At 61.3% G+C, this 11,324-nt stretch carries 13 protein-coding genes; 5 read left to right on the top strand and 8 right to left on the bottom strand.

The window, feature by feature from the left end; all coding sequences use genetic code 11:
- Positions 1–202: 202 nt before the first annotated feature.
- Positions 203–922, bottom strand: a complete 720-nt coding sequence (locus EI28_RS06800) for a PP2C family serine/threonine-protein phosphatase (RefSeq protein WP_048113750.1) — start codon at positions 920–922, stop codon at positions 203–205.
- A 68-nt stretch (positions 923–990) separates the two neighbouring features.
- Positions 991–1,929, bottom strand: coding sequence for a radical SAM protein (locus EI28_RS06795; protein WP_048113746.1), 939 nt, complete (start codon positions 1,927–1,929; stop codon positions 991–993).
- A gap of 423 nt (positions 1,930–2,352) precedes the next feature.
- Between EI28_RS06795 and EI28_RS13155 the strand changes: the two genes are divergently transcribed.
- The 3 genes from EI28_RS13155 to EI28_RS06780 all read left to right on the top strand — a co-directional run bounded on the left by EI28_RS13155 (position 2,353) and on the right by EI28_RS06780 (position 4,367).
- On the top strand, positions 2,353–3,270 hold the full coding sequence (locus EI28_RS13155) for a hypothetical protein (protein ID WP_155937284.1): 918 nt from the start codon (positions 2,353–2,355) through the stop codon (positions 3,268–3,270).
- Between the two features lie 61 nt (positions 3,271–3,331).
- Positions 3,332–3,850: a type IV pilin gene (locus EI28_RS06785; protein WP_231476629.1), complete on the top strand. Its 519-nt coding sequence runs from the start codon at positions 3,332–3,334 to the stop codon at positions 3,848–3,850.
- 55 nt (positions 3,851–3,905) lie between these two features.
- Entirely contained in the window at positions 3,906–4,367 is a 462-nt protein-coding gene (locus EI28_RS06780; protein WP_048113742.1) for a universal stress protein, read from the top strand.
- Here the strand turns inward: EI28_RS06780 and EI28_RS06775 are convergent.
- Positions 4,326–4,919, bottom strand: a complete 594-nt coding sequence (locus EI28_RS06775; RefSeq protein WP_048113741.1) for a DUF99 family protein — start codon at positions 4,917–4,919, stop codon at positions 4,326–4,328. The two genes, EI28_RS06780 and EI28_RS06775, sit on opposite strands and share 42 nt — an antisense overlap.
- 39 nt (positions 4,920–4,958) lie before the next feature.
- On the opposite strand from EI28_RS06775, the gene aglJ reads away from it, so the two are divergent.
- Entirely contained in the window at positions 4,959–5,885 is a 927-nt protein-coding gene (aglJ, locus tag EI28_RS06770; protein WP_048113738.1) for an S-layer glycoprotein N-glycosyltransferase AglJ, read from the top strand.
- Here the strand turns inward: aglJ and EI28_RS06765 are convergent.
- From EI28_RS06765 to EI28_RS06745, 5 genes are all read right to left on the bottom strand, one after another.
- The gene (locus EI28_RS06765; protein WP_048113736.1) at positions 5,856–6,398 is read right to left on the bottom strand and encodes an aldolase; all 543 of its coding nucleotides are present in this window, start codon (positions 6,396–6,398) and stop codon (positions 5,856–5,858) included. The two genes, aglJ and EI28_RS06765, sit on opposite strands and share 30 nt — an antisense overlap.
- Positions 6,399–7,287: 889 nt before the next feature.
- The gene (npdG, locus tag EI28_RS06760; protein ID WP_011844497.1) at positions 7,288–7,938 is read right to left on the bottom strand and encodes an NADPH-dependent F420 reductase; all 651 of its coding nucleotides are present in this window, start codon (positions 7,936–7,938) and stop codon (positions 7,288–7,290) included.
- Positions 7,935–8,222 (bottom strand): co-chaperone YbbN, encoded by a 288-nt coding sequence (locus EI28_RS06755; RefSeq protein ID WP_048113735.1) that lies wholly within the window; start codon positions 8,220–8,222, stop codon positions 7,935–7,937. Before EI28_RS06755 ends, npdG begins: the two co-directional genes overlap by 4 nt.
- A gap of 61 nt (positions 8,223–8,283) precedes the next feature.
- The gene (locus tag EI28_RS06750; protein ID WP_048113734.1) at positions 8,284–9,741 is read right to left on the bottom strand and encodes a preprotein translocase subunit SecD; all 1,458 of its coding nucleotides are present in this window, start codon (positions 9,739–9,741) and stop codon (positions 8,284–8,286) included.
- Positions 9,738–10,592, bottom strand: a complete 855-nt coding sequence (locus EI28_RS06745) for a protein translocase subunit SecF (protein ID WP_048113733.1) — start codon at positions 10,590–10,592, stop codon at positions 9,738–9,740. Before EI28_RS06745 ends, EI28_RS06750 begins: the two co-directional genes overlap by 4 nt.
- Before the next feature lie 440 nt (positions 10,593–11,032).
- Here EI28_RS06745 and EI28_RS06740 point away from each other — a divergent pair.
- On the top strand, positions 11,033–11,324 hold a 292-nt coding region (locus EI28_RS06740; RefSeq protein WP_048113732.1), incomplete at its 3' end, for a DUF2551 domain-containing protein.

The raw sequence follows: 11,324 nt of genomic DNA, 5'->3' as shown, positions 1-11,324 counted from the left end.
CCCGTGAGGAGCGGAGCAGGAGCACCGCAGGTGCGAGTTGCGATGCCCCGTGAGGAGCGGAGCAGGAGCACCGCAGGTGCGAGTTGCGATGCCCCGTGAGGAGCGGAGCAGGAGCACCGAAGGTGCGAGTTGCGATGCCCCGTGAGGAGCGGAGCAGGAGCACCGAAGGTGCGACTACGACGGGCGGGAACAGGCCCGGGGATCAGCCTTTAGCAACGATCACCGTGGTGTTGTCGGTGCTTGCCGCGTCCCTGGCGGCATCGATCAACCTCCGGCATGCTGTATCGGGGTCGCCGGCGAGCACGATCTCCCGGATGACGCCCTCCGGGACGTAATCGTGCAGCCCGTCCGAACTGATCAGGAGAACCCCTCCGGTGAGTTCCGCGACATCGAGGCCGATCCGTACCCGGGCCGAGAGGCCGAGCGCCTGGGTCAGGACGTTCTTTTGCGGGTGGAGGATCGCCTCGGCCGGGGAGATGGTTCCCGCCTCCACCAGGCCCTGGACGTAGGTCTGGTCGCGCGTATGCCAGACGGAGGCCGGCGTGACGATATGCGTCCTGCTGTCACCCACCGTGCCGATCCAGCACCTGCCCGACTCCCCGACGATTGCCGCCGAGAGCGTTGTTCCTGCGTTCAGGCCGTTCTCCTGGTTATATGCGTGTACAGCGGCGTTTGCCCGCTCGAATGCACGTTCGAGCACTGTGGCGGGTCCGGTCTCCGGGAGACCCTCGCCTGCAGCCTCCGCGAGGATCTCGATCGCCATCCTGCTCGCAACCTCTCCGCAGGCATGCCCCCCGAGACCGTCCGCGACGGCGAAGAGGTAGTGCCCGTTCATCCGGCCGGCGAAATACGCGTCCTCGTTCTGCTCCCGCTTTCCGGTATCGGTCAGGGCCGCGTACCGGAGCCCTGCCTCTCTTCTCACCTGCACTCCAGAGTCATCTCTGTGTTCGAGCGGATAGTCTTTTGGTGGCGGGGTCTCCTGTTCGCTTCTCACGGGAACCCCCGGGTGAGGCCGTTCTCCTGTGCGCAACGGACGGCGTACGCGTACTCCCGCGCCGTTATCGGACGCTGTAGTGCCGCAAGCGCCGGGCTCCTCCCGCCTTCGGACGCCCTCCATGCCGGGTGGTACTGGGCCATGACGTTCACGTAGGAGTCGCGCGATATCTCCTCTGCGATGAATTTCATCACCATCTCGCTGTTTGCAAGGTTCCCCGGGAGCACCAGGTGCCTGATGATCATGCCCCGCACCGCAACGCTGTCCCTGACATCGAGGTCGCCGACCTGCCGGTGCATCTCCTTTAGTGCGGCGTGCATGCGGCCGGTGTAGCCGGGGGCGTGGGAGAGTTCCAGCGCCACGTCGTCCCGCCCGTACTTAGCGTCCGGCATATAGATGTCGATGACGCCGTCGAGGAGCCGCAGGGTCTCCACGGAGTCGTAGCCGCCGCTGTTGTAGACCAGCGGGATGTCGAGGCCCCGGGGGGCGGCGATAGCGACCGCACGGAGGATCTGGGGGACGACGTGCGAGGGGGAGACGAAGTTGACGTTGTGGCATCCGCGTTCCTGCAGGCGGAGCATGATCCCGGCAAGGTCTTCGCACGAGACCGTGTAGCCGATCCCACACTGGCTGATCTCGTAGTTCTGGCAGAACTCACACCGCATGTTGCAGCCCGTGAAAAATATCGTTCCCGAACCGTTTCTCCCGACAAGCGGTGGCTCTTCACCGAAATGCGGGCTGTAACTCGAGATCCTGGGCAGGAGGCCGGTCCGGCAGAACCCTTCCTCGTCCTCGATACGGTTCACGCGGCACTTCTGGGGGCAGACGACGCAGTCGCGGAGCACCTCGTGCGCTCGCCGTGCCCGCTCCTCCAGTTCGCCGCTCCGGGATAGGCGCACGTATCCGGGTAGTTGTGTTCGTTCCGCTTCGGCCATGATCCTCCCTGGGTGCGAAGGAGAAGAAAGTTTGTCCCTGCAATAATTTGCGGAGGTACACCCTCGAGATGGATCGTCAGGCCGTATCCCCCCGAGCGCCGGGGGTCCGGTTCCCCCTGCGGAGGCCTCCGGTGCCCGCGCTCTGCGCTCCCCGGGCGCACCTCTGGTGCTTCAACTCCTTGCCTCCTGGCCGGTCGGTCCCCGCGCGGGGGGGCGGTTCTGCCTTTCCTGAGGGGAACACAGGTGCCGAAAATCTCCGGGATCCGGTTATCCTGGTTTTTCTGGTGTTTTTTATGCCTGCTCAAGTAGATGCGGCGCAAATCCCGTGCCGTTGATTTCAATCTTCACAATATCCGGCTCTCCATCTACGGCACCGAATAATTTTGAAAATGTTTATATATTCGGTAATGAATTTATCATCGTATGTCAGGCGACCCTTACCATCCGCGCAAATTCCCTATTGGGGCTGTGATCGTCATCCTTGTCATCATCGGCATAGCTGCCATCTGGGGCGGGCAGATCGTCTCGTCGGTAGGAACGACGGTCACCGGGACGCTTGAAGCGTCGGGCCTCAGTTCACCGGAGATCTCCAACGAGACCCTGGAGAAAGGACCAAAGACCATCAACTATCCGTATGTTCTCCGCGGCAAGCCGGGTTCGATCCGGTTCGATGCCTACCGGGGTGTCAACGACTATCTGTCCACGAAACGTCCTACCCCGTTCCGTATCGAACGTGAATACTGGCTCCAGTTTATGAATGAGAGTATTCAGGACCGATACCTGCACCAGCTTGCCGGCAACATCCGGGCTGCCGAGTCCGAACCCGACAACCAGGTGCGTGCCGCGATCAGCATGGTGCAGCAGATCCCTTACGCCGATTACTCGTTCGATACTGCGGCCAAGTACCCGTACCACGTGCTCTACCACCAGGACGGGGACTGCGACGAGAAGTCGCTCCTGCTCGCGTACATCCTTCGTGACCTGGGGTACGGCGCCGCGCTCTTCGAGTTCGAGCAGGAGACCCATATGGCCGTGGGCATCAGGGCACCCGACCAGTACTGCTACCGGGACACGGGGTACGCGTTCATCGAGACCACGGTGCCGTCCATCCCAACCGATGCCGGAGGCGAGTACGGCGATTCCGGGAAGAAACTGACGTCGAAGCCGAAGGTCTTCGTCATAGCCGAAGGAGACTCCTTCGAGAGCATCTGGCGCGAGCATGCCGATGCCGTCGAGTGGAACAAGATACGCAACAAGGTAGAGAGCACGGGGCCCAAACTGGACTCATACACCTACGGGCGTTACCGGAATTTAGCGCAGACATATGGGATACCGCATTAGGGGCCGATCATCAGGTGCAGCACGGAGGGGAGAGCGTCCCTCCGGCGCACCGGCAGCCCCGGTGAGGCGGATCGCTAAGGGCGAGACCGCTCTTTCGGACACGCACGGCGTGTTCCTGATGGTTGCGGTCACCGTCATTCTCGCCGCAATTCTCCTGTTATTGCTGCTTTCGATGTTCCCCGCCGGTTCGTGGGTCGAACCGCCGCAGCCATCGATCATCATCACCGAGATCTCCCACGTCAGCACAGGTACCGGAACGCTGACCTATGCGAGCAGGGTCACCCTCAAGAACAACGGGAGCACGATATACGAGAACGATTGCCTGAGGGCGGTCTTCTACGTGAACGGCTACAGGGCCTGCATCGTCCATACCTTGAACGGCCATCTCCTCATTCCGTCGCACCACTACGGGGTAAAGACTCTCAGCGGCGAGGGCTGCCGCACTCCCTTCTGGAACCCGGGCGAGACGATGACGGCGGATCTCACCGACGGAACCTTCTACCCGGGCGCAGAGGTCACTCTGCAGGTGGTGGATAAACGCAACGGGAAGGTGATCTCGAAACACACGGTGCGGGCCTGAGGCACATCGTTCTCAAAGACCATGTTTTTGTACCGGAACGCTTCTAAAGACTGTTATGTTCAAATCAGTTCTCGTGGCGGTCGACGGATCGGAGATCGGTCACCGGGCGCTCGAAGAGGCCCTGGCCGTCGCCCGCGCCATGGAGGCCTCCGTGCATGCCGTACACGTCGTCCAGACCGCCACGTATCCCTCGCTGACCCTCAACCAGCTCGAACCTCCCGATATCGCCCAGCAGGCGCTTCTCGATGCGCTCGACCGGGAGGCCGACGAGATCCTCGCCGACGTGGAGCAAGAGGCTGCCGCCACCGGTGTCCCGCTCACCGTCCACAAACGCTGGGGACACCCGGGAGCGGAGATCATGGCGGTGGCGCGGGAACTCGGCGCCGACCTGACCGTGGTCGGGTCGCACGGCAAGGGCCGGCTCGGCCGCTTCTTCCTCGGGAGCACCAGTTCCTACGTCGTCGACCACGCGGCGTCAACGGTCATGGTCGTCAGGGGCGAACCCGACGCATCCTGACGACCGGACGACGCCGCGGGCGACGAGCCGCGCCACCCGGATGGGCTCGGGCACCCTGCCTTCGTACGTGAAGTCGTTGCAGAGCCTTGCGGCGTCTTCCGGTGAGATGCCCCAGGAGCGGACAAAAAGCGTATACCCCGAACGCAGCCGAACGGGAAGCCGGTCGCCGAGCCTCCGGTATGCCGCGAGCCTCTCGACGTCGCCCGGGAAGTGGCGCCGGATATCCTCGTCGAGCCCTTCCGACTCCTCGTAGGTGGCGACGATGACGGGAAGACCGGTCGCGGCATGCACCGCCGCCGGGTCGATGATGTTGTACCAGGCGATGACGCTCCCGCCGATCATCAGGAGGTTGATGTCCCGCCGGGCGAGACGGGTGAAGAGCCGGACGACCGCATCGGTGGCATCCGATCCGCCGACGGTCACCCGGGCGAAGGCCGCTCCGTCGATCCGGAGGTCCTTTCGCATGACGACGCCGGCAAGGGTGGACGCCTCCCGCCCCGAATAACTCTCGGCGATACCGAGAGCACGGAGCCCCGATTTGGCTACGTGCATGCGAAGTCCTTATGTTGCTCAATCGGATATAGTACACCGATGAGCGTCGAGCGAGATGAGGTCTGTATCTTCATCCCAACGTTAAACGAGGCCCCGACGATCGGTGAACTGGTCGAGGGGTTCCGGCAGCGCGGTTTTCCCCATGTCTTCGTCATGGACGGGAACAGCACCGATAATACACCCGATATCGCGCGGGCCGCGGGAGCGGTTGTCCGGACGCAGACGGGGAAGGGAAAGGGCAACGCCATCATCGAGGCCGTGGATGTCATCGACCAGCCCTACGTGCTCATGCTCGACGGCGACGGCACCTACTCGCCGGACGACGCGGAGAAGATGCTCGAACCCCTCGGCCGGGGATTCGATCACGTCATCGGCGATCGCCTCGTCAATCCCGAGGCGGGAGCGTTCACGCGGTTGAACCTCCTCGGCAACCAGCTCCTCAACGTGATGTTTCGGATAGCGCACGGAAAAGCCCTCAGCGATATCCTCTCCGGCTACCGCGCCTTCACTCTCCAGTCGATCCGGCAGATGACGCTTAAAGAGGCGGGGTTCGAGATCGAGACGGAGATGGCGGTCGAGGCGGTGAGGAACGGACAGCGGGTCACGGTCGTCCCGGTCCGGTACCTGGCGAGGCCCGGGACCGTCACGAAACTAAACCCGTTCCAGGACGGCCTCAGAATCTTCTCGACTATATACCGGCTCGCGAAGATGAACAACCCGATCTTTTACTTCGGGATCATCGGTCTCTTCATATCGCTTCTGGGGGGCGCCATCGGCGTCTACGTCGTCCTCGAGTGGCTCAAGAACATCGAGCACCTGCCGCTCACCATCCTCACGGTCCTTTTGATCACGATGGGTTTTCAGATCTTCATGTTCGGCGTGATCAGCGACATGCTGCTCGGGTTTCACCGCGAGACAACCCGCCAGATCGAGCAGTTACAGAACCCCCCGAAGCCTCCCCGATAAGAAGAGGATCCGGCAGGCGTACTCGGCGATCGAGGTGTAGATATACGCCTCGTCGAGCGTTTTTCCGGCGGCAAACGTCCCGTGCCCCCTGACGATGACGATATGGCCGCTCCGGAGCGCCCCGGCGACATTCTCTGCTATCTCGTCGGTCCCGGGGTTCCCGGTGACGACCGGGATCGTCGGGCAGAGCATCCCTCCTTCGCTGTCGGCCGGCCGGACGAGGTCGGTATCGAGCGAGGCGGCGACGGCGTGAACCGGGTGGGCGTGGACGATCGCAGAGTGCGGCGTCTCGCGGTAGACCGCCCGGTGGACGCGGTACTCGCTCGAGGCCTCGCGCGGGGCGTCGCCCGCATCCGGCACATAGACCGGCATCTCCCTCGCGTCGAGGTACGCGCCGGTCCGGGTGATGTTAAAGCCGCCCTGTCCCCGAACGCTCATGTTCCCGAAATTCGCTCCGACGAGCCCTTCCAGAAAGAGCCGCTTTCCGATCCGTTCGAACTCCCGATCCAGCATTCTCGGCACCCTGATCTTTGTACAGAATGGTTTGGCGTGCTCGGGGATATGTGCATGCCGCTTGGGGCATGAGGGCGGGGTGGCGGTATGGGTTTGGACGGTCAGGTATGAATCAAGAAAGGGTTGTAGAAATGTCAAACCTGGGAGGCATCGTTCTCGGTGCTCGAACTCCTGGCCTCTGGCCTGTCGCACTGCACAACTCGCAGCCTTCGGCACTCGAACTCCGCTCCAAGTATTTACGCAGCAAACCCGGTACAGTGGGCCGTGGTGGCTGCGCACCTTCGGTGCTCGTGCTCCCGCCCTTCGGCCAGTCGCATATCGCCATTGGGGGGACGACGCTCCGGAGAACGACGTCCTGAAAGGACGGAGTTCGAGAAACCCGAAGGGTTTCGAGGAGCGGAGTTCGAGCACCGAAGGTGCGAGGCGCGAACGCAGTGAGCGTGAGCACCGTTAGGTGCGAAGTGGGGCTGACGGGGAGTGCGACGTTCCGAAGCGCGACAGTTCGTTAGAACCGGAGCGTGAGCACCGAAGGTGCGAAGGAACGGAGCTCGACCACCGTCAGGTGGGGAGGGGGGAGTATTCCCCCCTCGAAACTCTTCGAGTTTCTCATGCTCACTCCGTTCGCACTCCCCATTGTCCCCACCCCCCTCTCGGCGATATCCACTGGAAGTCGGTGTACGGGCGTGAGCCTCTAAGGTCAAGGGTAGGTGTTCGAGCACCGCTAGGTGCGCAGTCTACCGGAAAACTGTGCCCGGGAACGTGATAAACAGAACTCCCGAGTTCTAAGATGATCTTCGTAGAATGAATACGAGTGCCGAAGATCTTCGGCTTCTGGGGTTAGGCACGGATCCCGAGCCACCAACCCTCTCCTAGGGCAAAAAAGGAAAAATTATACAAACTTCACGCCGACGTCCCGCATCTTATTGAACCGGGCGATGTTGAGGAGGAGGGGCGTCACGCTCTCGACGATGGATGCGGCCGCAAGCGGTCCCCCGTCATAGGCGCGGAGGTTCGAGACGTTGTTGACGATCTCCATGACCTTCTGCTTCGCACCGTCGTCGTCGCAGCAGACCGCGACCGAGTAGTCCAGTTCCTCTTCGAGCATCTTCCACTTGTTCGCGGCGATGTTGTTGAACGCGGCACATACGGTCGCGCTCTCGGGGAGCATCCCCTTGATCATCATCGCCGCCGAGCCCTCTGGCGGAGGGGCGTAGTAGAAGTAGTTCGTCCGCTCGATCGGGTTGACGGGGCTGACGACGATCTTGTCCTCAAACCCGGTCAGGGTGTTCAGGGTGGGAGTCACGTGCTTGAAGGGTATCGCGAGGACGACGACGTCCGCCTCATCGACCGCACGCTGGTTGGTGACGCCTGCGAGGCTGCACTCCATTCCCTGCACCTCCAGGGTCTCCCGGCAGGTCTCGCAGGTTGCGACCGCCTTTACTTCCTCGCGAGATCCCACGATCACGTCGTACTTCGGCGAGAGCCGGAGCGCCATGCCTTCCCCGATGTCGCCGGTTCCCCCGACGATCCCGATCTTCACTGCTCCACCAGCGGTTTTAAGATGCTTTCAAGCGTGCCGAGGTTCTGGACGCCCACCAGTTTCCGGACGAGTTGCCCGTCTTTCTCGATGACCAGTGTGGGTACGAACTGGATGTCGTATTTGGCGGCATATTGCCGTGTCTCTTCGGAGTCGACACCGACGTCGATCTTCTGGATATCAACCTGATCGCCCATCTTTGCTTTGAGCTCATCGATGATCGGTGTCTGCTGGTGGCACGGACCGCACCACTCGGCGAAAAAGTCCATTAAAACCGGTTTTCCCATAAGACTGTACCCCGTTCAAACATTGTGTGTGAACGGGGCAATAAAGGTTGTTGTAGGGTTGTTATTTTGAGAGGATCGCCATGATTATCTTTCCGTACGCGGGCCTCGTGACCAGGATGCCGATCAGGACACCGAGTATGGTGATGATGGCAAAGCCTCTGAGGGTGGAGAGATCCATCAGCGCCAGCGGGAGCATGGCGATGAAGACCGTCGCGGCAGCAACGGCGATGATACCGAGCGCCCGCCCGTAGCGTTTCATGTAGAGGTTCGGCGACGGGACACGCCCTTCGTGGAGAACCTCGTCCGTGATGATGACGAGCTGGTCGATGCCGGTACCCACCACCGCTATCAGACCGGCGATGGTGGCGAGATCGAGCTGGATGATGAACCGGGCAATCCCGAGCAGGATGATGATCTCTGCAAGGTTGATCGCGACCATCGGGATCACGATCGAGGGCTCGCGGTAGCGGTAGTAGACGACGACCGCTACGGTGAGCAGCGCAAGCAGCCCGGCGATGGCGACCGTCATCTTGAACTGCTCGCCGAGCGCCGCCGGGACGGAACCGGACCCGACGATATCCACCTGCACCGGCAGGGCGCCGGCCCGCAGGTGGATCTGGAGCGTCATCGCATCCTCGAGCCCGGCGTCGCCGGTGCCGGTGCTCGCGGAGAGCGACCTGACCGGGCCCGACCGGAGTTCGCTCACAAGGTTTCCGGCGAGGGGGGCGCTATAGACGGTCTCGTTGTCGAGGATCATCACGAGGTGGTGGGCGTCCGGGTTGTCGACCGCTCCGGATTCGATGGCGGCCTCACGGAAGGCCTCTGCGCCCGTCTCGGTGAACGAGAACCCGACGCCCCACCGGCCGTCGGGATCTCTCTGCGGCACGCCGACGCTGGTGATCTGGTCGCCGTAGAGGACGTGCTCGGTCTCGTTCCCGGTCGTCTGGACCCGTATCTCGAACAGACCCTGCTGGCCGACGATCTCCTGCGCCGTCGCCATATCCACGCCGGCAAGCTCTATCCGCACGTACTGCGGGAACTCGCTTCCGGTCGGGGTGAGCAGGTTGATCCTCGCGTCCTGCATCCCGAGGGCGTTCACCTTCTCGCTCAGGATCCTCTTCACCTCGTCTGCGGTGAACGCGGATACGCCCTTCTGGTAGGTTACAATCGAGGCGCCCGACTGCGCGAAGATCGGTTCGAGGTCGGTCTGGGTGACGCCCTTTCGGATCTCGAGGTGGTTCTCATCGATACGGATAACCTCGGTCTCAAGATCCGTGCGCAGATCCTCCATGAGGTCTCCGGCCGATCCGTCGGTCGAGAATGCCACGACCACGGATTGGAACTCCATTTGCAGCCACGAGCCGCCCTCGAGATCAAGGCCGAACTGGAGGTTCCCTTCGATCCCTTTCTCGGGGTTCGGGGGAGCGAGGTAGATACCGACAAGGGAGCCGACGACCAGCAGGAGCACCAGGACGACCCGCCAGTCTTTGACGAGATTCGTGAAGGTTTCTCTATTCATTTCTTACCGCTCCTGAAGATGTGTGCTTTGAGAATCCCGGCGTTCAGCATCCAGGTGTTCATCATGTCGACGAGGAGTCCAATGATGAGGACGCTTGCGATCGCGCTGATGATCTGGATCTGCCCCATCGTAGCGACAAACCACATGGCGACGATAGCTCCGAGCGTCGTCGTCGTCATGATGATCCCGGTCCTGAATGCGCCGGAGAGTTTCTCTTCGAGCTTGCCCTTGCGCTTCAGGAGTCGCGTGGTCAGAAGGACGTTACTGTCCGCAGCGTAGCCGATCAGCATCAGCAGGGCCGCCGTCGTCCCGAGGGAGAGCGGAATGCCGATGACCTGCATGGCCCCGGCGGTGATGGTGATATCAGAGGCAGCCGCGAGGACGATGGCGCCCGACGCAACGGGGTTTCGGTACGCGATGAAGATCACGATGGCCACCCCGATGAACGAGAAGATCAAGGCGAGGAAGGCCTGACCCTGGAGGGTCTTTCCGAACGTCTCGCCGATCTGGTCCACCTTTGCACCGGGGTAGTTCCCGTTGACGAGCGTGGTGAAACTCCGGTACTGGTCGTCGTCCATGGGACCGAACTGGATGTATTTCCCGTCGCCGACACCCTCACCCACCGATAGGAGCGGATAGTCGGCGAACGTCGCCTCGATCGTCTCTCTGCTGTCGGATGTGAAGACCGTGACCGCCGTTCCTCCCGCAAAGTCGATGCCCGGTGTCAGGGGCAGGCCAGTGGCGAGCGTGGTGTAGCCCAGCATGGCCAGGGCAAGGAGGAGAAGGGCGAGAGGCAGCGCTACCATCTGCCGCGGAGAGTATTTGTTGATGTCATATCCGGAAAATTCCATGCTGCAATAATGTTCGGGTGTGATAGGTTAAAGGGTTGCTCATGGATATGCGGTGGAACCTGCTATTCGCCCGGATATTCCTGAAATAGCCGGTAAGAGCGGAGTCCCGGCCGGACACTGCAGGAGGACACTTTCTCCGGGGCGTTCCCTCATGCAGTATCGCTCCAGCGTATGCGCGCCCGGCGGCGTTCACACTCCGGGGCAAGGAGGGTGCAGCATATGCGCGCCGCGAAGAGTGATGTAGATAAGGGCCGCCACCAAATCACGAGTATTTTTCGTTAAAACCGGATCTAACCAATATTACCATGAATTATAGAAAAAAACGTCGTGGTACTCGATATGGAGCAATTTCGTCAGACAATTGTCGTCCTCCTGGCAGAATACCCGATTAAACGAGTGAAAAGAAAAGATATATATAAAATCCCGAATTACTACCACATATGAGATCGCCCGGTGAGCTCAAGAAAGAGATAGAATCTCGACTCAAAGGTTATCTCTCACGTGACCGGGACGGTATCCGGCATGAGTTGCTCAATCTATTCGTCAAAGTGAAATCTCTCACCATACCCCAGATTCACGAGAAACTGCAGGAGCAGTTCTCGGTCAGTTATCACTCCATTGCGTCGATGGTAGGTATCATCGCATCCCGTATAGGCATCCTGCGCGTGAAGCGCAACGCAGAGGGAACGAACTCCATCTACGAGTTGAAAGATCAGTACGTGGACGTGGTGA

It is taken from the genome of Methanoculleus sp. MH98A (genome assembly GCF_000691865.1).
Taxonomy (GTDB): Archaea; Halobacteriota; Methanomicrobia; order Methanomicrobiales; family Methanoculleaceae; genus Methanoculleus.
Note: the sequence above shows the minus strand (reverse complement) of the source record. Positions and strands in the feature narration are given on the sequence as shown.